Here is a 23,221-nt window from a genome sequence, read left to right as displayed (position 1 = left end):
GTGTGGTCACAGAGGCCGCACGGGGCCCGACATGGTCGAGGTGAAGACGGTCTCGCCCCCTTGCCGGCCCACGACCTCCACCGTCATCAGTTCGCTGTTGTCCGCCGAGTGCCCGGCCACCTCGATCCAGCAGGGGCGGTCGAGCTCGGCGAAGCGGTGGAAGACGGTGGCCGCACTCGCGGGCGGCATCACCAGGGGCGCGGTCAGCGTGCACGCCGCCTGGCGCGCCGCTTCGAGCAGGACCATGCCGGGCAGATGGTCCCCGGCGTGATCGAAGAAGATCGGGTGATCCAGGTCCGGGGCGAGCAGCCAGACGGACGGGACGTCGGTCGGGGTCAGGACCACGTCGGCGGCGAAGCGACGGCCGACGGAGGCCGGTGCCATGGGCGCACTGCCCGGCTCGACCGACGGCATCGCCGGGTTGTCGCCCTCCGGACGGTTCGCGCGCAGACGCGCGTAGACGGGCGGGATGATGGCGGAGAAGCGTGACGTTCCGTTTGCGACGACGGCGTCGCCCCGCCGGATGACGAACTTTATACGCAGATGACTGGTTCTTCGCCCGCTATAGGTGATATCCGTACATCTCGCGTCCAGGGAGAAGTCCGTCGGGCAGGAGCCTATGTTCAGGTTCTCCAGGTAGGTCGTGTAATTGAGGTCCCACATCACGAAGTGATGACCGAGCGGGACACCCAGCTCGGCGTGGGCCAGGAACATTCCGGCCTGCCGGAATGTCTCGGCCACCTGCAGCGGATCGTGGCTGAGCCCGTCCGCGCTGTTGAAGAGCGTATGCGCTCGCGGCCACTGCCCGGTGAGGGTGAACCGCAGGTCTTCCTGGGCGGTGCAGCCGGTGAGGAACACCTCCGCCAGGGATGCCCGGTGGACGTATTCCTTGGGAACCGTCGTGGTCAGCTGGGACATTTGCGGCAGTTCGCTATGGCCGCTTGTGGTGGACAGAGCCATGGAAGACCCCCCGTTTTGAATACGCGGTCAGCGATGACCCCTATAAGGTACGGGCCTACCGGTTTTCTTAACGAGAACCACAAAGTAAAGAATTGGTCAAGTGCACTCGTTTGCTGAATCCAACATTCCGGTTTGCGTGATCACTCCATATCTTTCACTGTGAATGTTCACGAAATAAAGGGAGAAACGGACTTAAGCGGCAACTGTTGGCCCCGGGCTGGAGGAGTAAGAAAGCGCGGGAACATCACGTGAGGTCTTTTCTTCTTGTGGGGGTACTCGGGTGGCGGCCGGAAGTGACAGGGAGACCGATTTGATGAAGGCACCACTGCGCACACTTCGCCTCGCCGCGGTCAACATCGACGGGGTTCTGCTCAATGACACGTTCAGCCCCGTCCTGCACCGTCTCGTGGTCGAGTGGGGCGGCACCTATACGGCCGAGCTCGAACGGCGAATGCTGTCGCAACCGCAGAGTGCGGTGGCGCGCCTGCTGGTCGAGACGACCGGTGTGAACGCGACCGTGCAGGAGGTGATCCAGGCCTACTTCGCGGTCCGCGAGCGCTATCTGCGCGAGCATCCGGTGCGACTCCTGCCGGGGGCCCTTGCGTTGCTCGAACGGCTGGCGGCCCTGGGCCTCGACCTCGTGTGCTACGGCGGCCTCGAAGCAGACCACTTCCATCGCCATCTCGGTGCGGAGACCGCACGGTTCACCGCACCCGGGTACATCTGCACCAACGACTGCCGGCCCGGGATCCGGGAGATCGTCGAGGATTCCTTCTCCCTCCGCCACGACCAGGTGCTCTTCATCGACGACGCCGCGTCGTTCGCGGTCCGGGCGCGCGAGCTGGACGTGCCCTTCATCGGACACCCCAGCCACTACGAGAACAGCTTCCAGCCGGAACTGATGCGCGAGGCCGGCGCCCGGCACGTGGCCGGTTCGCTGGACGAGATCGACGAAGCGCTGGTGCGCAGGCTCGACCAGGAGGCCGGGGACGGAACGGTATGGCGAAACGCCGGCCGGCCCGCCGCCCAGGAGGTGGGCAGATGAACAGCGCCGCAGCCCCGGCCCTTGAGGGGAAGGTCGTCATCGTCCACGGTGCCAGCAGCGGCATCGGGGCCGCCGCCGGGCGTGTGTTCGCCCGCCACGGCGCCGTCGTGGTGCTGACCGCGCGCCGGGAGGACCGGCTGCGCGAGCTGGTCGGCCGGCTGCGCGCCACGGGTGCGGAGGCGAGCCACCACGTGGTGGACGTGCGGGACGGGGAGGCCGTGCGGCGTGCGGTGGACAGCACCGTCCAGCGCTACGGGCGGCTGGACGGCGCCTTCAACAACGCGGGCGTCGGCCTGCCGAGAACCCCGATGCACCTCATCGAGGACGACGTGTACGAACGCGTCCTGTCGACGAACGTGACAGGCGTGTGGAACTGCATGCGCCACGAGATCGCGGCCATGCTGAAGGGCGGGGGCGGGGCGATCGTCAACACGAGCAGTGTCGGCGGGCTGGTGGCCTCCTCCACCGGGGCGCCCTACATCGCGTCGAAGCACGCGGTGCTCGGGCTGACCAAGGCGGCCGCGGTCGAGTACGCCCCGCACGGCATTCGCGTCAACGCGATCGCTCCGGGGCTGACCCGCTCCGAGATGATGGACGACTGGTTCGCGAGCTCGCCGGAAGTGGAGGAGAGGGCCTCCCGGTCCGCTCCGCAGGCGCGGGCGGCCGACCCGGAGGAAGTGGCGGAGACGGCGGCCTGGCTCTGCAGTGACCTGGCAAGTTTTGTCACGGGGGCCACGTTGCCGGTGGACGGAGGGCGTACCGCCTGGTGAGCCGGGACGGGTGGGGCGGGTCCGTCCCACAACTGCTGACGGGCCTTCGTGCCGGAGATGGGGCCGGGTAAGGTAGTCACATTCGGTTTGTTAGTGATCGGAGCGGGGGCCATGGCGCAGCAGGAGCGTGCGATACGAACCCGCCGTGCTGTTATCGAAGCAGCCGCCGCGGTCTTCGCCGAACGGGGCTACGCGGCGGCCACCATGGCCGAGATCCTTCAGCGGGCCGGAATGACCAAGGGCGCCCTGTACTTCCACTTCGACTCCAAGGAAATGCTGGCGCGCGGAGTCATAGAGGCGCAGGTCGACCCCGCTCAGTGGGCTCCGCGCGAGTTGAAGCTGCAGGAGTGGATCGACGTCGGCATGACGCTGGCCGAGCGGATCCCCAGCGATGTCGTCCTGCTCGCGGGCATCCGGCTCTCGGCCGACATGCAGGGCCGGACCCGGTTCGGCAGCGCGTGGCCCATCTGGACCGGTCTGGTCGCCAAGCTGCTCACCGAGGCGAAGGAACAGGGCGAAGTGCTCCCGCACGTCGACCCGGAGGAGACCTCGCAGGCTTTCGTCGGTGCGTGGGTCGGTACACAGCTCGTGTCGGAGGCCGAGGCCCGCTGGGGGGACCTCAGCCAACGTGTCTCCGTGCTGTACAACCTCGTACTGCCCGCCATCGCCACGCCCGCGGCGCTGATGAGGCTGGACACCGCGCCGGACCGCGGCACCCGGGTCCTCGCGGAGTTCCAGGACCCGGACGGCACACCGCTCACGTCCGCCGAGGCGTAGCAGGCACAGCAGGTATCTCCGTGGTCCGTGCGTCTGTCTGACGGCAGAAGTACGGACCATCGCCGTCTTTCTCCCCCGCACTGGAGCCGTGCTGGATTCTTGCTGTCGTCGGCATCGTGAGGCTGTCGACGACAGCGAGGACGGGTGCGGCGGCACGGCGGCCGGAAGCCGCGGGACGACCGCGTTCACGTGCAGTCACTTCTTCTTTCGCTGACGGTGCTTGGCCGTCCCGGGGTGGCCGGCAGCAGCAAGAACCTCTAGAAACCAACCAGATATGCGGTTTGCTAGGGTGCTCTGAGCGAGGCACCGCTGTCCGCGGCGACCGGAGTGGGGACCCGGCGTGCCGCTCAGGGCGGAATGAGGAGGAACTCATGGTCAAGCAGGAGCGAGCGGCCCGTACTCGTCGTGCTCTCATCAACGCGGCCGCGGAGATCTTCGCGGACGACGGATACGCACTGGCCTCCCTTCCTGCGATCAGCAAACGGGCCGGAGTGAGCACCGGCGCCCTGCACTTCCACTTTCCGAGCAAAGACTCCTTGGCGCTCGCGGTGGAGAGCGACGCGGAGCTCGCCGTACGCACCATGCTCGAACAGTGCAGCGACTCGTCGGCCACCGCGCCGCAGTGCCTGGGGCGCGCCGTCACGCTGCTGCTCGACGCGGTCGGTTCGGACCCCGTGGTCCGGGGAGGCCTCCGGCTGGGCGGCGATCCGTCCCGCAAACGTGGCGGCGGTGTCATCGCCTGCTGGCACGAGTGGGTCCGCGATGTGCTCGTGCGGGCCAGGGAAGAGGGCGAGCTGTCGGAGCAGATCTCCCCGGAGTACGCGGCCGTCGCCATCGCGGCGGCCGTCGCCGGCGTCGCGCTGTTCGGCGGCATCTGCGCTCCGCCACAGCTGCCGCACGCGTACGTGGTCCAGTTCCGGGAATTCCTCCTGTCCTGGCCGGCCACGTCGATGTGGCAGGAACGGCCTCGGCAGGTCGGCGGGCCGGCCGAGGTGGTTGAGTCCGGTTGAAGGGTGCCGGGTCCTGCCCGGCTCAAGTCGTACTCCAGCAGGACACCGCACCCTTGGTCCGGTGATTCGGGCCGTTGAAGAGGGGGCCAGCACGCATGTCGTCGCAAGTGCACGTGGCCGAACACGCGATCTCTGTGGCAGCTCCTGTCGGCGTGGTCTACGGCCTCCTCGCGGACCCGCTCCGCTGGCCCGTGCTGTTCCCGTCGTACGTCCACGTCGAGCGCATCGACGGTGACGGTTTCCGTGAACTGCTGCACCTGTGGGACATGACGAGCGACGGACTGCGCGCCCTGCACGTACGCCGCCACCTGCACCCGCACACCAGGACCGTGGAGACCGAGCGGATCGAACCCCTGACGCAGCAGGTCACCGGGCGCGGCGTCTGGCGTGTGACGCCCGGTAGCGGCGGCGGCAGCGTGCTGACCCTGCGAAGGGAACTCGGGCCGTCCCCCTTCCCGGTGCCCTCTGCCGGGGCCGGGGAGGCGGCACAGGTGCTCGACACGGAGGTCAGGGCCCGGCTCGACGAGGTCAGGGCGGTGGCCGAGCGCTGGGAGCGGCTGGACGAACTCCTGCTGGCCTTCTCGGACAGCGTCCACACCAACGGGCCGCCCGAGCTGGTCTACGACTTCCTCCAGCGCGTCGAGGACTGGCCCGACCTGGTTCCGCACATCGAGTGGACCGAGGTCAGCACGGACGCTTCGGGCGTGCAGGTCGTCGATATCGACAGCACCGCCTGGGACGGCGGCGACACCGTCACCTCGGGCGCCGTCCGGCTCTGCTTCCCGGCTGCCGGATACATCGTCCACAAGGACGTGGTGCCGCCCGAGATCCTCGCGGGGCACACCGTCCAGTGGTCCTTGCTGCCGGACAGTTCGGGACTCACCGCGGTCTGTACGCACTCCGTGATGCTCAGGGAAGAGGCTCTCGTCTCCTTCCTCGGCGCCGGAGCCACCCTCACCGACGCCCGTCACGAGGTGCGTACGGGGCTGGGGCAGGCCAGTGCCGAGATCCTCGGGCTGGCCAAGTGGCATGCGAGAGCGCCCTGCGCCGCGTGGGGTGACCACGCGGACCGGACGGACGAGGAGGGCACGCCGATGGGCGTTAGCGGGCAGGGATCGCTCCTGCGGGACGAGCGGGCGGCCGCACCGGCCGTCGCGCCGCCCTTTCACGCGGCGGCGCCGCTGCCCCCCGCCGCGACGAGGCGCGCCCGGCGTCTTGAGGGGCTGCTGGGCGACCCGCGCGACCGGGCCAACCCGTACGGCCACCACGCACTGACGCTTCCCGGCGGGCTGCCCGCGCTCAACGGCATCGCCGCGTCCGAGGTCCGGTCGGCCGGTGAGAGCGGGTACTTCGGCGGTGCCGAGGCACTGGTCGCCGCCCTGCGCCCGCTCTTCCGCCGGGACCTGGCCCTGGGCCACGCCACCGTCACCGGGGCCCTGTTCGAGGCCGACGGGCCGGACGGGCCGATGTCGGCCCGGACGGTGGAACTGGCCCGGCTGCTGGGGCCGGCCGCGCTGAGCGCCGCGGCCGGAACCGCGCTGCGCGCCGCGGTGCGGGCCGTCTCGGAGGGGGAGCGGAAGACGCCGGGGCTGTCACGCTGGCGCGCCTCGCTCGCCCGGAGTTTCGCCGACCTGGCCGCCTGCGAGAGCCTGACGGCCGTGGCGCTGCGGTCCCTGACCCGTTCGCCCGGTACGGGGCAGGCCCTGCGGGCCGCGGCGGGCTGCGTCGTACCCGGTCTGGCGGCCGAGATCCTGGACGAATCCGTACTCACGCTGGGCGAATGCGGTCACGAGCCCGGCAGCGCCGCGCTGCGGTGGTGCGCCAAGACGGCGGCCGAGGTGTCCTACGTACGCGAGACGATCGGCATGGCCAACTGCCGGGCCGAACTGATGCATGAGCTGCCGTCGTCAGCGGGCCCCGGCGGCGGCCGCGTGGCGGCGCGGCCCACCGCGGCGCGCGGGGACGCGGACTTCGACTGGGCGGCGGAGCTGCACGGTGTCCTGGACGCCGCGGCGGCCCACGGCTCCGGCGACGCGGACCGTCCGGTCCCCGGGCAGACCCGGGCGGCGCGGCGGCTGCTCGCCGAACGCCGGCTGCTGACCGGAGCGGACAGGTCCATGGCCCAGGCGGGCACGGCGGCGGCCGAGCGGTATGCCCAGCTCCTCACGGTCTGCGCGGTGCTGGCGGTCCACCGGGACGCCGCTCTGTACGGCGGCAGCCGCTTCCTCGCCTCCGGGGCGTGGTCGACGCTCGCGCTCACCCGCGCCGTCCAGCGCCTCGGCCTGCCGCCGGTCGGCCCGTTCGTCGAGGCGCAGGCGGCTGTCGAGGCGGAGCTGGACAGCCGGGACCGGCTGCGAGCCGACTGCGACCTGCACGCCACCAGGATTCTGTGGTGAGCGCCCTGGACGCCGCGGAGGTCACCGCGGCCGGCGGTGCGGCGCCGGTGTACGTATCCAGCCCCGACGGTCCGTGGGATTCGGTGCAGAGTCGTTTCTGCAGTGCGGGGCGCGTGATCGTGCACACCACATGGGGGGCGTGGGCGCCGGCAGCGCTGCTCGATCCCGAACTCCGTCAGACGCTGGGCCAGGACTGGCCCCGCTACCGGCAGTTCCCCGGAACCGGGCAGCGCCTGGGCTTCGCCGCCTCGCGCTACCTCATGAAGTACACCGTCGCCGCGGCCTTGGAGATCCCCGTCCAGACCATCGACTTCACCTTCCGGCCCGGTGGACGGCCCGGAGTACGCGGCTGGGACGAGCTCTCGCTGAGCCTGGCGCACACCGACGAACTGCTCCTGGTCGGCGTGAGCGGCACCGGCCCGATCGGCGTGGATGTCGAACGGGCCGACCGGCCCGTCCCCTTCGAGCTGATGGGCGAGGAGGTGTGCACCCCCGTCGAGGCCGAGCGGCTGAGGGCGATGCCCGAGGAGCGACAGCGTGCCGAACTGCTGCGGCTGTGGACCCTGAAGGAGGCGTACACCAAGGCGCTCGGCTACGGGCTGCGCCACAGCTTCTCCCGGGTTGGCTTCGAGGAGGGCGCCGACGGGCGCATCAGGCTGGCCGCGCCCGCACCGGACGCCGACGCCTGGGCCTTCGGCACCCACCTGGTTCAGGACCGGTACCTGGTCAGTGAGGCCCACCGCGGACCGCTGCCCGGCCCGGCGGCGGACCTGCCCGCGGCCGCCGGCGCCGCCGTCGTGGGGGACGAGGGCGCGCGGGACCGGGGATGAGCGGCGGACGTCCGAGCCTGGGCGGCGTCCTGTGCGTGACCCACACGGCGTCCGCCACGGCGCCGGACGGCTCTCAGGTGCTCGAACTGCACGGGCCGCTGACACCGGTCGAGGCCGACCGGCTGGCGGCCCGGTTCGTCGAGCGCCATCGCACCTTCTCCGTCCTGTTCGCCAGCCACACCGACAGCCGCCACACCCTGACGTTCATCCCGCGTGGCACCGCCCCGCCGGGCCCGGTGCCCCTCTCGTCCGAACTGCTCGCGGACGTCCTGCTGCTGCCGGTGGGCGCGTGGACCGTGCCACTGACCGGCACCCAGCGCGCCTGGGCGCGGGCGGCCCTGCGCACCCCGGACGATCCCGGCCGCCACGTCGAGCAGGTGGCCCTGCACTGGACCGGCCCCCTGGACGCGCACCGCTTCGTGGCCGCCTGGCAGTCGGTGGCCGCCCGCGAATCGGTGCTGCGCAGCGCGTTCGACTGGGTGGCCACGCCCCGGCTGGTGCTGCACGACCACGCGCACATCGACATCGTCCACCGCTCCCGTGAGGCGGTCCCTTCCTGGGACGATCTGCTCGCGCACGACCGGGCCCAGGGCTTCGTGCTGAACCGCGCCGGACTCCTGAGGCTGACGCTGATCGAGGATGCCCCGTCCGGGGAGGGCGCGTCCGTACCCGGTACCCGCGTCCTGCTCACGTATCACCGGGCGCTCCTGGACGAGCGCGGCGTACACGTCCTGCTGCGCGCCTTCTACCGCGCGTATCTGGCGGGCGGGTCGCTGCCCGGCGGGGACCGGCGCCCCGATGTCCGCGACCACGCCCGCTGGCTGGCCGGGCAGTCCCCGGACGCCGCACGCGCCTACTGGACCCGCGCCGCCCCGCCACCGGACGCAGCGGTGAGCCCCGGACAGCAGGGTGGCCCCACCCGGCAGAGCGGGGACGCCCAGGCGCGGCGCCGCCTCTCCCCGGCGCAGGTGCTGCGGCTGAGGGCCTGGGTGACCGCTCGGGGCGCCGGGGAGAGCAGCGCGCTGCACCTGGTGTGGGCGCTGCTGCTCCACCGGGCCATGGGGACCGGCGGCCGCCCGGGGCACGTCACCTTCGACGTACGGCTGTCAGGGCGGGACGTCGCGCTGCCGGGCGCCACCGACGTGCCGGGTCTGCTGGGCGGCTGCGCCCCGCTGACGGTGAACGTCGACCCGGTGGAGCCGCTGGAAACGCTGATATCCAGGCTGCGCGACGCCGCACTGGACATGGCCATCTATCCGTGGGTGAGCGACGAGCTGCTGAGCGAGTGGACCGGGCGCGGTGCGCGGCAGACGGGCACCATCATCGATTTCGACAGCAGGCCACCGATGACCCCGGCCGTGCGCGCGGAACTCGCGGCGCAGGGAGTCCGGGTCGACGTACCGCGCCTCGTCGGCGGTTCGGGCGCCTCGGTCACGCTCGTGGCGCGCCACGAGCCGGACGGCAGTCTCAGCCTGACCTCGCTCTACGACCGCGCGGTGCTGCGGGACGCGGATGCCGCGCTGTTGCTCTCGCAGTGTGTGCGGATGCTGCGTGCCCTGGCGGACTTCACCGACGCGGGCACAACCGTCGCGCAACTGGCCCGGGTGCTGGACGGCCTGGGCGTGCCGCACGTGGCGGTGCGGCCGCCGGGGCGTCAGGGCGCCCGCCGGCCGTCCCTGACCGTGCTGAGGACCGGAGAACCGGGCGCGGACGTCATCTGCCTGGTCGCGCGGGAGGGCGTGGTCTCCGGCGCGTACGAGCGCTTCGCCCGCCGGCACGACGGCCCGGAACACATCGTCGAACTGAACTGCCAGGAAACCCCGCTCGCGTTGCCGCCCGCGCTCGTGGAGGTGGTGCGCGGGGCCAGGCTGCTGCTGTGCGGCTGCGGACCGGGCGCGGTGACGGCGTACGAGATCGCGCGCACCGCCGCGGCCGGCCGGGACCCGGTCGTGGTGATGGCGGGCACGGGCAGTGCGGAGGCGAGTGCGGACGCGCTCGCGGTCGGCCTGCGCTCGGCGATGACGGGCAGGCTGACGGCGCGTGACGCGGACCTTCCGTCCCGCAAGCACGGCAACCCCTCGCAGTAGAAGGGGAGTAGCGCCGCCCTGCCCCCCCTTTTCTCCGAACAGGGGTCAGGGCGGTCGCAATTGACAAACCGCCTGCGCTGTTTTTTAATGTGAGTCTTGTGTACCAGGACAGAAGCCAAGGAGGCGAGCTGCGTGGACATGGATGCTCTGGGCGCGTTGGACGTGCGCGAGAACGGTGTGTCCATCACCCCGACCGCGCCCAAGCCGCGTCAGGTGCTCGCTCTGCTGGCCCTGCACGCGGACCAGGTGGTGCCCGTGTCGGTCCTCGTCGAGGAGTTGTGGGGAAGCACGCCGCCGCGCAGCGCCCGTACGACCCTACAGACATATGTGCTCCAGGTGCGAGACCTCATCGCCGTCGCTCTGCTGAAGGACCCCGCCGACGGCCCCGTCCGCACCCCCAAGGATGTGCTGGTGACCGCGCCCGGCGGATACATGCTCGTCAGCGGTGAAGGCGTCAGCGACGTCCGCCAGTTCGACCGGCTCGCGGGCCTCGGCTACCGGGCCATGGATGCCGGCGACTACCCCATGGCCGCCGAGACCCTGCGCCAGGCGCTGGACCTGTGGACCGGACTGCCGTTCTCCGGGGTGCAGGCGGGCGGGCAGCTGGGCATGGAGGTGAAGCGGCTGGAGGAGAGCCGGCTGTGCGCCCTCGACCAGCGCATCGACGCGGACCTGAGGCTGGGGCGGCACCGCGAACTGCTGGCCGAGCTGACGGTACTGGTGAGCCGCTACCGCACCCATGAGAACCTGCACGCCCAGTTCATGATCGCGCTCTACCGCTCCGGCCGCCGGAGCGAGGCGCTCGGGCTCTACCGGCGGCTGCGCACCACCCTCGTACAGGAACTGGGGCTTGAGCCGTCGGCCCGGCTCGCCCGGCTGCAGAAGTCGCTGCTGGCTTCTCCGGTCGCCGACGGACGCGCCACCGTCAACGACTCCGTGCTTCCGCTGGGGGGCGCGGGCGCGGTGCCGATCAGCTGACGCGGCTCGCTCTTCCCGCTTCCCATGGCTCATATCGCGCCATGCGGCGGGGCGGTACCCTACCCCTCCGGTTCTGTTATTTCCACCAGAAAGACAGGCGGGAAATAGGGGTCGGGAGTGCGGGTAAACCCAAATGTTTGAGATCCGCTACAGAGCCACTGGAGAAACGCACTCGGTGGAGCATGACCGGATAGCTTGCTCCACAGCGCAGTTTTGTGGCCACTAGAGGCCATTAAAAGCGGACGCTAACGGGGAGGGCGAAGTGAGGGTTAATCTTCTAGGTCCGTTGTCGGCCGAAATCAATGCTGGGTCGATCGTCCCTACGGCAAGCAAGCCCCGCCAGATTCTGGCTCTGCTTGCCCTTTATCCCAGTCGAGTGGTACCGGTCCCGACTCTGATGGAGGAGATCTGGGCATCGAACCCGCCACAGAGCGCACTCACCACTTTGCAGACGTATATACTCCAGCTGCGCCGCAGGCTCGGTACGGCGATGGGCCCGGACTCGCGCGAGGGCGTCAAGGATGTGCTGGCCACCCGGCACGGTGGCTACTTGCTGCAGATACCGGAATCACATATCGACGTCCGTATCTTTGAGAACCTCACGCGTGAAGGACAGACCGCTTTCGAGAGCGGCGACAATGCACTGGCGGCCGAGCGCTTTCGCTCGGCCCTCGACCTGTGGCGGGGTCAGGCCCTTGTCGACGTGCGGCTCGGCCCGGTCCTGGAGATCGAGGCCATGCGGCTGGAGGAGAGCCGCCTGGTGGCGGTGGAGCGTCGGATAGACGCGGACCTGAGAATGGGCCGGCACACCGAACTCATCGCTGAACTCATGCAACTGACGGCGCGTCATCCCCGGCACGAGAGCCTGCACTCTCAGGCCATGGTCGCCCTCTACAGATCCGGCCGGCAGAGTTCGGCGCTGGATGTGTACCGAAGAGTCCGCGGGCGGCTCATCGAGGAACTCGGTGTCGAACCGTCCCCTCAGCTGCAGCGGCTGCACCAGGCGATGCTGGCGGTCGATCCGCTGCTCGATGTGCTGTCGGGGCCGCGGCCGACGTCGACGTTCGATCTGTTCGCCGCCTGAGGCCGGACATCCTGAACCCGGGCCGTCGAGCCGGGGGAAGGAATGGACGGCCCGGGCCGGACAGCGCACCGGGCCGGAGTGCCCGGGGCTCCGCTCCATCGTGGGCGACGGAAGTCGTGTCCGGCTGGAGCGGGAGCGGAACGAAACCGACCGGAAACGCGGCAGTCGGCTGTACCGGCGGTCTGCGGTTGTACCGGCGCTCGATCGGCACTCGACCCCCGTATGACACGGTCGGGAAGCGGTGCCCGCGGTGGTGCGCCGCAGGGACGGGAGGTCCTGGAATGGACGCGACACCACACGACTCCATGTGCGGAGCCCTGTCCCGGCTGCTGAGCACGCAGGCCGTCCAGGAGCGCAACAAGGCACTGGCCCGCGCCCTCTTCGCCGCCGGCCACCACCGGGCGCGCTACGAGTCGGTGGTCGCGGAGAACGACCGGGTGACCGCCCGCGTCACGCTCACGGACGGCCCCGTCGCACGTGGCCTGATCGCGGAGTTCCGCTTCGACGCGCAGGGCGAGGTCAGCGAGTACCGCGGCTTCCCGGTACCGGCCGGGCCGCGGTCCACCGCTGTCGCCGCCGTGTCGTCCCCGGCTGCCTGAACCGCGCACGGACCAGCACACAGCGGTGCTGTCCGGTCCGGCCGCAGCTGTCGCGTTTGGGCCAGCCGATGTCGTCATCGGACTCCTTCGGCCCGAACGCGGGCACCACGTGCTTCATCAGCGACTCCCTCACGAGGACATGCGCTCGGCAAGGCTGCTCGAAAGCCTGCCTCAAAATGCTCGGAATCCACTCGCGGTCTGCTCGGGCCCCACTCGCGCGACGATCGAGCGGTGCCGAAGGACCCCGTGAGCCCTGCCGGAGAGCGGGTTACGGGTCTGGCAAACATTTGCCCAGCTGTTGTCAGCGGTCATACGCTCGTTGTCCGACCCGGGCCCCGGCACGCCGGTTCGTTTCCTGCGGTCCCTGTATGCGTCCCTGACCGCTGCTCTCCGAGGAATTGGCCTATGTTGCGACAGCCCGCGTTCGGAAGTCGGTTGAAGAAGCTCCGTCTGGCCCGCGGTCTGTCCCAGAGCGCGCTGGCCGGCGACGGCATGTCCACCGGTTACCTCTCCCGGCTGGAGTCAGGGGGGCGTCAGCCCACCGAACGCGCGGTGGCCCACCTCGCCGAGCGGCTCGGCCTGCAGCCGTCCGACTTCGAGGAGCCCTCGGCGGGTTCGCTCGCGCACGCGATCACCCTGGCCACCTCCGCCTTCGCTCCCACCGGCTCCGCCACCACCGCGGAGGGGCTGCGCGAGGCGTACGCGGCCGAGAGCCACGAGTCACCCGCACTGCGCTGGCAGGCGCTGTGGCTGCTGGCCCGCGCCCGCAGGCTGGAGGGCGATTTCGTCGGTGAGCGGGCCCACCTGGAGGAACTGGTCCGGCTGGGCGACGAGGTCGCGCTGCCCGAACTCCGGGTCCGCGGCCTGACCCGGCTGGCCCGCTGCCTGCGGTCCGTCGGTGAGATCCAGACCGCCATCGCCATGGGCGAGGACGCCCACCGGCTGGCCTGCGAGGCCGACTTGGGCGTCGAGGACCGCGCCGGTGTGCTGCTCGCCCTGGCGTCCGTGGAGGCTGAGGCGGGCCGGCTGCCGGACGCACGCCTCCACGCCGACGAGCTGACGGACCTGGTCGAGGGGCGCGCCGACACGCTGTGGGCGGAGGCACTGTGGACGGCGGCCGCCGTGCGGGTGCGCCAGGGCGATCACGCGGGCGCGCAGCACATCCTCGAACGGGCGCTGGCCGGGTTCTCCAGCGGGGAGGACCTGACGCTGTGGGTCAGGCTGCGGATCGCGGCCGGCCGGCTGTACCTGCAGAAGGTCCCGGCAGACCCGGCGGCGGCGGAACTGCGCATGGATGAGGCGGAGGCGGCTCTCGTCTACGTCGGCACGGAGAGCCTGGGGCAGGAACTTGCCGGGCTCAAGGCGGACCTGGCGTTCGTCACCGGCCGAAACGACGACGCCCGGGTGCTGCTCGCCGGACTGGCCAGGGACGAGCTGATGACGTACCGGGACCGGGTGCGCTTCGACATCCTGCGCTACCAGCTGCGCGTGTTCGAGGGCGACGAGAGCGGTGTCCAGGGGCTGCGCGCGCTGGCGGAAGAGGCGCAGCGCAGCGGGAACATCGACCTGGCCGCCGAGATCTGGCGGGTCCTGGCAGAGGCGCTGACTCAGCTGCATGCCTCGCCGGCCGTGCCGTCGCCCCGGCTGGCCCAGGAGCAGGATCACGCCTGACGGGTGCCTCTGCACGCCGTCAGCGGCGCTGGGGCTGTGCGTCCGGTGCGGGGCTTGATAAGCGGCCCTGCGCGACGCCTGATTCGGCGTCCGTGCGTGGGCTGACCGCGCGTTGGAGCCGCGAGGAGGACACCGTCGGCACCGACGGTGAGCCGCGGCGGCCGGCCGTTTCGCTGCACACTCCCCGCCCGCTCGCCGGGACGGGCACGCATGCCCGCACGCGGCCCGTTTCCCGCCCGTCAGGCGGCGGCGTTGGACCATCCGATGTTGCCGGCCGGGGCGACCGGCCAGCCGATGTTGTCCGCGGCACTGACCCCCGCCGCGGTGAACAGGGCGCCGGTAAGAGCTGCGGTGACGACCAGACCCCGGGCGAGAACCTTCATGACTGACTCCTCTCTGTTCTGCCTGCGTTCGGCTGTGTTCGGCTTCTTGGCAAGAAGATTGACAAACTCCGCTTGGGTTCCGCTCGGGATGTGCTCGACGATCGCTTGAGCTTGGCAAACCGATGGCCGGAAAACTCCTCCATGACCCGGTGTCCCGTATCTCCTGCAGAGCATGTGACCTGCGAAGACAGCTGTCTCTCCGCCTAGGTGCGGCCGACGGCCCTCCGGTGCTCCTCTTGACGGGCAAGCTGCGGCAGGTCCATGCCGAGGCCCTGGACTAGAGCGTCACTGGAGCGTGGATTGCCAACTGCCCTTCCCTGTAGGCAATCTATTGCCAACAGAGTTGGCAACGTCTGGCATAGGGGAGGCCCCGGAAATGATCCACCTGAACACGGCAGGTCAGGGCCGAATGCCCGACGCGGTACGCACGGTCCTCACGGAGTGCGTACGCCTGGAGGACCGCTTCGGGCCCCACGTACTGGAGGAGCGGGTCGGAGACCTGGTGCACGGAGAGGTCCACCAGCGGCTCGAAGGCCTGCTCAACACCCCTGACGGGCACACCGAACTGTTCACCGGCGGCGCGGCCGCGTTCGACGCGCTGGTGTCCGGCCTGACGCTCGGCAGAGGCGACCGGATCTGGACCACTCCGTACGAGAGCGCCGCCCGGCTCACCACGCTCCGGTCCGTGCGCGACCGCACCCGCTGCCGCATCGAGGTGGTTCCGCTGCGCCCCGACGGCGACCTGGACCTCGGCTGGATGGCCGCGCACATCGACGATTCCGTGGCGCTGGTCTCCGTGGTCCACGTCCCCGCCAGCCGGGGCATCATCAACCCGGTCGAGGACATCGGCCGCCTCCTCGCGCCCCACCGCTGCCTGTACGCGGTCGACGCGGCCTACTCGCTGGGCCAGTTGCCCGTGGACGTCTCGCGCATCGGCTGCCATCTGCTGACCGGTGACGGCTGGCGTTTCCTGCGCGGGCCGCGTGCGGTCGGCTTCGCCTACGTGGCGCCGAGACTGCGCGAGGAACTGTCGCCGTCGGACTTCGGCGGCGGGGCGCCCCGTGCGGCCGCGTGCACCACGCGCGTCCCCGAGCCGGTACCGGCGACGGCCGCGGTCGCGGCGTTCACCTCGGCGCTGGCCCACCGCGCGGAGCTGCCGGCCCAGCCGTACGAGGAGCTGATTCCGGCGCTGCACTGTGCCGTCGTCGACGTTCCCGGCATGGAACTGCTCGCGCCCGGCCGGTACCACTCGGCGGTCCTCGCCTTCCACCACCCCGACCTGTCCTCGGCGCTCCTGCGGCGCGGCCTCGCGGAGCGGGGCGTGGCGGTGTGGAAGACGGTGGCAGAGCAGACTCCGCTGCTCGACCGCCCCGGGGGCCGCGCCACGGCCCTGCGCGCCTCGGTGTACGAGGGCACCACGCGGCAGGACATCGACGCCTTCGCGGAGGCCCTCGCCAAAACGGTGGCCGACGTCAGCTCGCGCCGCGTCTTCCCTGCGCCGGGCGACCTTGCCCGCATCGCTCTCGTCGGCAGCTGACGGACTCGTCCACGGGACCGGTCCGGCGGCTCTCCGGCCCAGCCCTTAGGGCCTGTCGAGTGCACTTCCAACCCTTCTCAAGTGAACCGGGCGACAGTGGGAGGCGCGATCGACGTGCGCACTTTCTGGTGACCGGCGGCTGCTCCAGTACCGCGAGCCGCTGCGGAACGTGCGAGATGAGCCCATGCACGCCAACCGTCCGACCACGCACCTCTCTGGAGAGCCATGTCCCGTCGCCTGTTCACCTCGGAATCTGTGACCGAGGGCCACCCCGACAAGATCGCTGACCAGATCAGTGACGCGATCCTCGACGAGCTGCTGAGACAGGATCCGGCCTCGCGCGTCGCCGTCGAGACCCTGATCACCACCGGCCAGGTCCATGTCGCGGGGGAGGTGACGACCCGTGCGTACGCCGATGTCCCCACCCTCGTGCGCGAGAAGATCCTCGCGATCGGCTACGACTCCTCCGCCAAGGGATTCGACGGCGCCTCGTGCGGCGTCTCGGTGTCCATCGGCGCCCAGTCCCCGGACATCGCGCAGGGCGTCGACACCGCGTACGAGAAGCGGGTCGGGGGCGGGGAGATCGACGAGCTCGACCAGCAGGGCGCGGGCGACCAGGGCCTGATGTTCGGGTACGCCACCGACGAGACGCCGAATCTGATGCCCCTGCCGATCGAGCTGGCCCACCGCCTGTCGCGCCGGCTCACCGAGGTCCGCAAGGACGGCACCGTCCCCTATCTGCGCCCCGACGGCAAGACGCAGGTCACCATCGAGTACGACGGCGACCGCCCGGTCCGGCTGGACACCGTCGTCGTCTCCTCGCAGCACGCCTCCGGGATCGACCTGGACGAGATGCTCGCGCCCGACATCCGCCGCCACGTCGTGGAGTCCGTCCTCGCCCAGCTCGCCGAGGACGACATCAAGCTGGAGACCGAGGACTACCGGCTCCTGGTCAACCCGACCGGACGCTTCGAGATCGGCGGCCCGATGGGCGACGCCGGACTCACCGGCCGCAAGATCATCATCGACACCTACGGCGGCTACGCCCGTCACGGCGGCGGCGCCTTCTCCGGCAAGGACCCGTCCAAGGTGGACCGTTCGGCCGCCTACGCGATGCGCTGGGTCGCCAAGAACGTCGTCGCCGCCGGGCTCGCCGCCCGCTGCGAGGTCCAGGTCGCCTACGCGATCGGCAAGGCCGAGCCGGTGGGCCTGTTCATCGAGACCTTCGGTACGGGTACGGCGGACCAGGAGCAGATCGAGAAGGCCGTCTCCGAGGTCTTCGACCTCCGCCCGGCCGCGATCATCCGGGACCTCGACCTGCTCCGCCCGATCTACGCCCAGACCGCCGCGTACGGCCACTTCGGGCGGGAACTGCCGGACTTCGCCTGGGAACGAACCGACCGGGCCGACGCGCTCAAGGCCGCTGCCGGAATCTGACCGCCCGTCCAGGACACGTCCAGCCTCAGGAGTTCATGTGCGTATCGCGGTGACAGGCTCCATCGCAACGGACCATCTCATGGTCTTTCCCGGCCGGATCGCGGATCAGCTGATCCCCGACCAGCTCGCCCACGTCTCGCTCTCCTTCCTGGTCGACGCGCTCGAAGTGCGCCGGGGCGGAGTCGCGGCCAACATCGCCTTCGGCCTGGGCAGCCTCGGCCTCGACCCGCTGCTGGTCGGCGCCGTGGGCACCGACTTCGCCGAGTACGAGGTCTGGCTCAAGCAGCACGGCGTCGACACCGGCGGGGTGCGGGTCTCCGCCGAGCACCAGACCGCGCGCTTCATGTGCATCACCGATGAGGACGCCAACCAGATCGCCGCGTTCTACGCCGGTGCCATGCAGGACGCCCGTGAGATCGACCTGTGGCAGCTGGTCGGCACGCGGGAGCGACCCGACCTGGTCCTCGTCTGCCCGAACGACCCGGCGGCGATGCTCCGGCACACCGCTGAGTGCCGCGAGCTCGGGCTCCCCTTCGCCGCCGACCCCTCCCAGCAGCTCGCCCGCCTCGACGGCGACGAGATCCGGGAGCTGGTCACCGGCGCCCAGTGGCTGCTCACCAACGAGTACGAGGCCGCCCTGCTGCTCGAACGCACCGGCTGGACCCGCGCCGAGGTGCTCGAACGCGCCGGCACCTGGGTCACCACACTGGGCGGCGACGGCGTCCGGATCGACAGCGCGCACCAGGCGACGATCACGGTCGCGGCCGTGCCGGACACGGAGGTCACCGATCCGACCGGCGGGGGCGACGCCTTCCGCGCGGGGTTCTTCGCCGCGGTGAGCGCGGGGCTGCCGCTGGAGGCGGCGGCCCGGCTCGGCTGCGTGACCGCCGCCTCGGCGCTCGGCACCGTCGGCTCCCAGGCCTACCGGGCCGATCGCGACAGCCTGCTCGCCTCGGTCGCGCGTGCCTACGGCGCCGAGGCCGAAGAGGAGATCGCACCGGCTCTCAGCGGCATGCGGTGAGCGACGACGCACCACCCACGAGACGATTCAGAACCCGAGGAGCAGTACGCATGCCCGCTCAACCCAACACCGCGTTCACGGACTTCAAGGTCGCCGACCTCTCCCTCGCCGCCTTCGGCCGCAAGGAGATCACCCTGGCCGAGCACGAGATGCCCGGCCTGATGTCGATCCGCCGGGAGTTCGCCGCCACGCGGCCCCTGGCGGGCGCCCGGATCATGGGCTCGCTGCACATGACCGTGCAGACGGCCGTCCTCATCGAGACGCTGACCGCCCTGGGCGCTGAGGTCCGCTGGGTCTCCTGCAACATCTTCTCGACGCAGGACCACGCGGCCGCGGCCATCGCGGTCGGTCCGGCCGGTACCCCGGACGCCCCCGCCGGCGTCCCGGTCTTCGCCTGGAAGGGCGAGAGCCTGGAGGAGTACTGGTGGTGCACGGAGCAGGCCCTGACCTGGCCCGGCCACACGGGCCCGAACATGATCCTCGACGACGGCGGTGACGCCACCCTCCTCGTCCACAAGGGCGTCGAGTACCGGAAGACGGGAGAGCTCCCCGTCGCGGACAACGAGGAAGCGGCCGTCGTCCGCGCCCTGCTGGCACGCAGCGGACTGGACTGGTCCGCCCTCGCTTCGGAGATCCGGGGTGTCACGGAGGAGACGACGACAGGTGTGCACCGCTTGTACGAGATGCAGCGCGACGGATCCCTCCTCTTCCCGGCGATCAATGTGAACGACGCGGTGACGAAGTCGAAGTTCGACAACAAGTACGGCTGCCGGCACTCGCTGATCGACGGCATCAACCGGGCCACCGACGTGCTGATCGGCGGCAAGACCGCCGTCGTGTTCGGTTACGGCGATGTGGGCAAGGGCTGCGCGGAGTCGCTGCGCGGGCAGGGCGCCCGGGTGATCGTCACGGAGATCGACCCGATCTGCGCGCTGCAGGCGGCGATGGACGGATTCCAGGTCACCACGCTCGACGAGGTCGTCGACAAGGCCGACATCTTCGTCACGACGACGGGCAACAAGGACATCATCATGGCGAGCGACATGGCCAGGATGAAGCACCAGGCGATCGTCGGGAACATCGGCCACTTCGACAACGAGATCGACATGGCGGGCCTCGCGAAGATCGAGGGCATCGTCAAGGACGAGGTCAAGCCGCAGGTCCACACCTGGAAGTTCCCGGACGGCAAGGTCCTCATCGTGCTCTCCGAGGGCCGTCTGCTGAACCTGGGCAACGCCACGGGCCACCCCTCGTTCGTCATGTCCAACTCGTTCGCGGACCAGACGCTGGCCCAGATCGAGCTGTTCACGAAGCCCGAGGAGTACCCGACCGACGTCTACGTGCTGCCCAAGCACCTGGACGAGAAGGTCGCCCGCCTCCACCTCGATTCGCTCGGGGTGAAGCTGACGACGCTGCGTCCGGAGCAGGCCGCGTACATCGGCATCGAGGTCGAGGGACCGTACAAGTCCGACCACTACCGCTACTGAGCGCCGGCCGCCTTCGCCCGTCTCACCGTCGTACCGGCAGATCCGCGTACACGGAGGTGAGGCGGCCGGAGGCGGCGGCGAGGGCGGCCAGCGCCTCCCCGACGCGCCACCGGGCCCGGTCGCGCGGGCCGACCGCGTTGGAGACGGCGCGCAGCTCCACGACCGGACAGCCGGCCGCGACGGCGGCCTCCGCGACCCCGAACCCCTCCATGGCCTCGGCGAGGGCGTCCGGGTGGCGGGCCCGCAGCGCGGCGGACCAGGCCGCGGTACCGGTCACGGTGGAGACGGTGAGCACCGTGCCGGTACGCGCCCCCGTCGCCTCGGCGACACGGGCCACCAGCGCCGCGTCCGGCCGGTACTCGACGGTGCCGAAGCCCAGCTCGGTGGCCGGCACGAAGCCGTCGGCCGTATCGGCGCCCAGGTCGGCTGCGACGATCGCGCTCGCCACGACGAGCGAACCGAGCGGCGCCTCGGGCTGGAAGCCGCCGCCGATGCCCGCGCTGATTACCAGGTCGTACCCGGCCCCGCCGAGCGTCGCGGCGGTCAGTGCCGACGCCGTCGCGGCGGCGGCAGCGGCGGGCCCCACACCGGCGGCCAGCAGGTCGACGCGGAGTCGGCCCCCGGTCACCCGGTGCAGGGTGCGGTCCGCGACCGGTGCGGGCGGGGTGGCGCCGAAGGCGGTCGCCATCGCGTCGCGTTCCGCGTCGACCGCGGTGACGAGCAGAACCCGGGGGCCGGCGCGCTCATCGCGCCGGCCCCCGGGTCCGTCCGGTGGGGAGGGTGTCATCACGCTCCGCTCAGTGCGTGTGCTGGCCGCCGCTGATGACACTCACGAAGGCCACCTTCAGATAGGTGTCGCCGCGGCGCCGGGACAGCAGCGCGAACGAGCCCGCGAGCGCGATCAGTTCCAGCTGGTCCCAGCTGCCGCTGACCTCGATGCGCACGGACTTGCCGTCGGACTTGGCGAGCGAGAAGTCGATCAGGTCCGAGCCCCGGACGAGAGTCGCGTGGTAGCGGCCCCGATGAGGCTTGGACGTACGCCACTCGACGGGCGCCCCGCCCCCCGGCACGAACGCCTCGGGGCCGTCCAGGCACAGGATCGCGGGCTCGCCGGCGGTGACCCGGGTGCGCAGCCGTCCGGTGGCCGCGATCGGAAGGGCACGGCCACCCGAGGTGACCGTGCCCGTGCGCATGCCGCGGTCGAACTCCAACGCGGCAGTGGGGGAACCGAGGCCGTCGATGACGAAGGTGCCGCCCTGTTTGTGCAGGCTCAGCGATGTCTTCTTCACCCGTCAGTCCTTCCGCGCCGTGCGGGCGTACCCGGGGATGAGCACCAGGGCCACGACCAGGTGCATGCACAGCAGCGTCGCCTTGGTCGAGCCGCCCTCGCCGCTGCCGAGCGGGCCGAACAGGGACACCACGAACACGATGGACGCGATCACCGTCCACCGGGTGCGGGCCTTCGGTGACTTGCGGTCGAGCAGCGCCACCACGCCCCAGGCGACGAGGCCGATCAGGATCGTCGCGCCGATGACCATCGCCAGTCCGACCTCCTGGGGGTCACCACCGCCCTGGGCCTTCGTCTTGAGGTCGATGTCGAGAGCGGAGTGCGCTATGAGCCAGACGATGACGGCCGCCACGGTGGCGGCCAGAAGGCAGACGATCCGTCGGCCGGCCTGCTGCCGGGTGGGGGAGGCGGTCGTTGTATTCGACATGCGTCTTCATCCTTACGTCGCTGCGCCTGTCTCGGTTCGGTACAGAACCTTTGCGAAGGCTCACGGTAAGGCCCACCGGTCACACCGGTGGCTGACCTGGATCGCATCTGTAGGGATTTTCTTAGCGGTGGCTCGGCCAGCATGGAGCTGCGCTGCCGGGACTGTTGTATTCGCGGGGCCGAGCAGACTGTTCTCATGCCGGACTTGACGCTGAGGAGGCGCACGGGTGGACGCAGGATTCAAACGCGAGGTCGAGCAGAAGGTCGCTGATGGTGAGCGGCTCAGCCGCGAGGACGGCATCGCCCTGTACGAGTGCGACGACCTCGCCTGGCTCGGCGGGCTCGCGCACCAGGTGCGAACGCGAAAGAACGGCAACGTCGTTCACTTCAACATCAACCGTCACCTCAACATGACCAACGTGTGCACGGCCTCGTGCGCGTACTGCTCGTTCCAGCGCAAGCCGGGCGAGATGGACGCCTACACCATGCGCATCGAGGAGGCCGTGAAGCTGGCCAAGGCGATGGAGGCCGAGCAGCTCACCGAGCTGCATCTGGTCAACGGCCTGCACCCGACGCTGCCGTGGCGCTACTACCCGCGCTCGATCCGGGCGCTCAAGGAGGCCCTGCCGCCGACGGTGGCGGTCAAGGCCTTCACCGCCACCGAGATCCACCACTTCGAGAGCATCTCCGGCCTCTCCGCCAGCGAGATCCTCGACGAGCTGATCGACGCCGGCCTGGAGTCGCTGACCGGCGGCGGCGCGGAGATCTTCGACTGGGAGATCCGGAAGCAGATCGTCGACCACCGCACCCACTGGGAGGACTGGTCGCGCATCCACCGTCTCGCACACGAGAAGGGGATCAAGACCCCGGCGACGATGCTGTACGGGCACATCGAGGAGCCCCGTCACCGCGTCGACCACGTGCTGCGCCTGCGCGAACTGCAGGACGAGACGGGCGGGTTCCAGGTCTTCATCCCGCTGCGCTACCAGCACGACTTCCATGACTCGATGGACGGCAAGGAACGCAACCGGCTCATGTCCAGGACGCGGATGGCGTCGCCTGCGGAGTCGCTGAAGACCTTCGCGGTCTCCCGGCTGCTCTTCGACAACGTGCCGCACGTGAAGGTCTTCTGGGTGATGCACGGCCTGCAGACCGCGGCGCTCGCGCTGAACCACGGCGCCGACGACATCGACGGCTCCGTCGTCGAGTACAAGATCACGCATGACGCGGACGACTACGGAACCCCGGACAAGATGTCCCGCGAGGGCCTGCTGGACCTGATCCGCGACGCCGGGTTCCAGCCCGTGGAGCGCAACACGCTCTACGAGATCGTCCGCGAGTACGAGAGCCCGGACCCCGAGCTCCGCGAGAGCCCCCAGCCCATGCGGGTCTGACTCATGACCGCGACAACGACAAGTATCGGCAGGTGCGCACG

General features: G+C 70.5%; 21 protein-coding genes. 16 read left to right on the top strand and 5 right to left on the bottom strand.

The window, feature by feature from the left end:
- Positions 1-6: 6 nt before the first annotated feature.
- Positions 7-918, bottom strand: a complete 912-nt coding sequence (locus RLT59_RS38915) for a ScbA/BarX family gamma-butyrolactone biosynthesis protein (RefSeq protein ID WP_311308191.1) — start codon at positions 916-918, stop codon at positions 7-9.
- Positions 919-1,273: 355 nt separating this feature from the next.
- Between RLT59_RS38915 and RLT59_RS38910 the strand changes: the two genes are divergently transcribed.
- From RLT59_RS38910 to RLT59_RS38860, 11 genes are all read left to right on the top strand, one after another.
- Positions 1,274-2,005, top strand: a complete 732-nt coding sequence (locus tag RLT59_RS38910; protein WP_073737875.1) for an HAD family hydrolase — start codon at positions 1,274-1,276, stop codon at positions 2,003-2,005.
- Positions 2,002-2,775: an SDR family NAD(P)-dependent oxidoreductase gene (locus tag RLT59_RS38905; protein ID WP_311308190.1), complete on the top strand. Its 774-nt coding sequence runs from the start codon at positions 2,002-2,004 to the stop codon at positions 2,773-2,775. The genes RLT59_RS38910 and RLT59_RS38905 overlap by 4 nt, the downstream gene beginning before the upstream one ends.
- 111 nt (positions 2,776-2,886) lie before the next feature.
- Positions 2,887-3,552, top strand: coding sequence for a ScbR family autoregulator-binding transcription factor (locus tag RLT59_RS38900; protein WP_311308189.1), 666 nt, complete (start codon positions 2,887-2,889; stop codon positions 3,550-3,552).
- Positions 3,553-3,923: 371 nt separating this feature from the next.
- On the top strand, positions 3,924-4,562 hold the full coding sequence (locus RLT59_RS38895; protein WP_311308188.1) for a ScbR family autoregulator-binding transcription factor: 639 nt from the start codon (positions 3,924-3,926) through the stop codon (positions 4,560-4,562).
- Between the two features lie 95 nt (positions 4,563-4,657).
- Positions 4,658-6,958 (top strand): SRPBCC family protein, encoded by a 2,301-nt coding sequence (locus tag RLT59_RS38890; RefSeq protein ID WP_311308187.1) that lies wholly within the window; start codon positions 4,658-4,660, stop codon positions 6,956-6,958.
- Positions 6,955-7,788: a 4'-phosphopantetheinyl transferase family protein gene (locus RLT59_RS38885; RefSeq protein WP_311308186.1), complete on the top strand. Its 834-nt coding sequence runs from the start codon at positions 6,955-6,957 to the stop codon at positions 7,786-7,788. The genes RLT59_RS38890 and RLT59_RS38885 overlap by 4 nt, the downstream gene beginning before the upstream one ends.
- Positions 7,785-9,875 carry a condensation domain-containing protein gene (locus RLT59_RS38880; RefSeq protein WP_311308185.1) on the top strand — a complete coding sequence of 697 codons (2,091 nt, stop codon included), beginning with the start codon at positions 7,785-7,787 and terminating at the stop codon, positions 9,873-9,875. Before RLT59_RS38885 ends, RLT59_RS38880 begins: the two co-directional genes overlap by 4 nt.
- Positions 9,876-10,007: 132 nt before the next feature.
- Positions 10,008-10,853, top strand: coding sequence for an AfsR/SARP family transcriptional regulator (locus RLT59_RS38875; RefSeq protein ID WP_311308184.1), 846 nt, complete (start codon positions 10,008-10,010; stop codon positions 10,851-10,853).
- Positions 10,854-11,115: 262 nt separating this feature from the next.
- The gene (locus RLT59_RS38870) at positions 11,116-11,937 is read left to right on the top strand and encodes an AfsR/SARP family transcriptional regulator (protein WP_311308183.1); all 822 of its coding nucleotides are present in this window, start codon (positions 11,116-11,118) and stop codon (positions 11,935-11,937) included.
- A 281-nt stretch (positions 11,938-12,218) separates the two neighbouring features.
- Positions 12,219-12,536 carry a hypothetical protein gene (locus RLT59_RS38865; RefSeq protein ID WP_311308182.1) on the top strand — a complete coding sequence of 106 codons (318 nt, stop codon included), beginning with the start codon at positions 12,219-12,221 and terminating at the stop codon, positions 12,534-12,536.
- A gap of 405 nt (positions 12,537-12,941) precedes the next feature.
- Positions 12,942-14,207, top strand: coding sequence for a helix-turn-helix domain-containing protein (locus tag RLT59_RS38860; protein WP_311308181.1), 1,266 nt, complete (start codon positions 12,942-12,944; stop codon positions 14,205-14,207).
- Between the two features lie 239 nt (positions 14,208-14,446).
- Here RLT59_RS38860 and RLT59_RS38855 read toward each other — a convergent pair whose 3' ends face one another.
- A complete protein-coding gene (locus tag RLT59_RS38855) occupies positions 14,447-14,590 on the bottom strand; it encodes a hypothetical protein (protein WP_311308180.1) in 144 nt (47 codons plus the stop codon).
- 376 nt (positions 14,591-14,966) lie between these two features.
- Here RLT59_RS38855 and RLT59_RS38850 point away from each other — a divergent pair, with 376 nt between their 5' ends.
- From RLT59_RS38850 to ahcY, 4 genes are all read left to right on the top strand, one after another.
- A complete protein-coding gene (locus tag RLT59_RS38850; protein WP_311308179.1) occupies positions 14,967-16,127 on the top strand; it encodes an aminotransferase class V-fold PLP-dependent enzyme in 1,161 nt (386 codons plus the stop codon).
- Positions 16,128-16,352: 225 nt separating this feature from the next.
- Positions 16,353-17,564 (top strand): methionine adenosyltransferase, encoded by a 1,212-nt coding sequence (metK, locus tag RLT59_RS38845; RefSeq protein ID WP_073737863.1) that lies wholly within the window; start codon positions 16,353-16,355, stop codon positions 17,562-17,564.
- Between the two features lie 37 nt (positions 17,565-17,601).
- On the top strand, positions 17,602-18,585 hold the full coding sequence (locus RLT59_RS38840; protein WP_073737862.1) for a carbohydrate kinase family protein: 984 nt from the start codon (positions 17,602-17,604) through the stop codon (positions 18,583-18,585).
- A gap of 50 nt (positions 18,586-18,635) precedes the next feature.
- On the top strand, positions 18,636-20,072 hold the full coding sequence (gene ahcY, locus RLT59_RS38835; RefSeq protein WP_073737861.1) for an adenosylhomocysteinase: 1,437 nt from the start codon (positions 18,636-18,638) through the stop codon (positions 20,070-20,072).
- A 22-nt stretch (positions 20,073-20,094) separates the two neighbouring features.
- Here ahcY and RLT59_RS38830 read toward each other — a convergent pair whose 3' ends face one another.
- The 3 genes from RLT59_RS38830 to RLT59_RS38820 are packed head-to-tail and all read right to left on the bottom strand — an operon-like array spanning position 20,095 to position 21,787.
- On the bottom strand, positions 20,095-20,859 hold the full coding sequence (locus RLT59_RS38830; protein WP_311308178.1) for a futalosine hydrolase: 765 nt from the start codon (positions 20,857-20,859) through the stop codon (positions 20,095-20,097).
- A gap of 10 nt (positions 20,860-20,869) precedes the next feature.
- Positions 20,870-21,361 (bottom strand): hypothetical protein, encoded by a 492-nt coding sequence (locus RLT59_RS38825; protein WP_073737859.1) that lies wholly within the window; start codon positions 21,359-21,361, stop codon positions 20,870-20,872.
- A gap of 3 nt (positions 21,362-21,364) precedes the next feature.
- Positions 21,365-21,787, bottom strand: a complete 423-nt coding sequence (locus RLT59_RS38820; RefSeq protein ID WP_311308177.1) for a DUF6069 family protein — start codon at positions 21,785-21,787, stop codon at positions 21,365-21,367.
- A 226-nt stretch (positions 21,788-22,013) separates the two neighbouring features.
- On the opposite strand from RLT59_RS38820, the gene mqnE reads away from it, so the two are divergent.
- Positions 22,014-23,180: an aminofutalosine synthase MqnE gene (gene mqnE, locus RLT59_RS38815; protein WP_073737857.1), complete on the top strand. Its 1,167-nt coding sequence runs from the start codon at positions 22,014-22,016 to the stop codon at positions 23,178-23,180.
- Positions 23,181-23,221 lie beyond the last annotated feature (41 nt).

Source organism: Streptomyces sp. ITFR-6, from assembly GCF_031844725.1.
Lineage (GTDB): Bacteria > Actinomycetota > Actinomycetes > Streptomycetales > Streptomycetaceae > Streptomyces.
Note: the sequence above shows the minus strand (reverse complement) of the source record. Positions and strands in the feature narration are given on the sequence as shown.

Coding starts and splice junctions, on each gene's coding strand:
- RLT59_RS38915 (WP_311308191.1), bottom strand. CDS start 918: ATGTCCCAGCTGACCACGACGGTTCCCAAGGAATACGTCCACCGGGCA.
- RLT59_RS38910 (WP_073737875.1), top strand. CDS start 1,274: ATGAAGGCACCACTGCGCACACTTCGCCTCGCCGCGGTCAACATCGAC.
- RLT59_RS38905 (WP_311308190.1), top strand. CDS start 2,002: ATGAACAGCGCCGCAGCCCCGGCCCTTGAGGGGAAGGTCGTCATCGTC.
- RLT59_RS38900 (WP_311308189.1), top strand. CDS start 2,887: ATGGCGCAGCAGGAGCGTGCGATACGAACCCGCCGTGCTGTTATCGAA.
- RLT59_RS38895 (WP_311308188.1), top strand. CDS start 3,924: ATGGTCAAGCAGGAGCGAGCGGCCCGTACTCGTCGTGCTCTCATCAAC.
- RLT59_RS38890 (WP_311308187.1), top strand. CDS start 4,658: ATGTCGTCGCAAGTGCACGTGGCCGAACACGCGATCTCTGTGGCAGCT.
- RLT59_RS38880 (WP_311308185.1), top strand. CDS start 7,785: ATGAGCGGCGGACGTCCGAGCCTGGGCGGCGTCCTGTGCGTGACCCAC.
- RLT59_RS38865 (WP_311308182.1), top strand. CDS start 12,219: ATGGACGCGACACCACACGACTCCATGTGCGGAGCCCTGTCCCGGCTG.
- RLT59_RS38860 (WP_311308181.1), top strand. CDS start 12,942: ATGTTGCGACAGCCCGCGTTCGGAAGTCGGTTGAAGAAGCTCCGTCTG.
- RLT59_RS38855 (WP_311308180.1), bottom strand. CDS start 14,590: ATGAAGGTTCTCGCCCGGGGTCTGGTCGTCACCGCAGCTCTTACCGGC.
- RLT59_RS38850 (WP_311308179.1), top strand. CDS start 14,967: ATGATCCACCTGAACACGGCAGGTCAGGGCCGAATGCCCGACGCGGTA.
- metK (WP_073737863.1), top strand. CDS start 16,353: ATGTCCCGTCGCCTGTTCACCTCGGAATCTGTGACCGAGGGCCACCCC.
- ahcY (WP_073737861.1), top strand. CDS start 18,636: ATGCCCGCTCAACCCAACACCGCGTTCACGGACTTCAAGGTCGCCGAC.
- RLT59_RS38830 (WP_311308178.1), bottom strand. CDS start 20,859: ATGACACCCTCCCCACCGGACGGACCCGGGGGCCGGCGCGATGAGCGC.
- RLT59_RS38820 (WP_311308177.1), bottom strand. CDS start 21,787: ATGTCGAATACAACGACCGCCTCCCCCACCCGGCAGCAGGCCGGCCGA.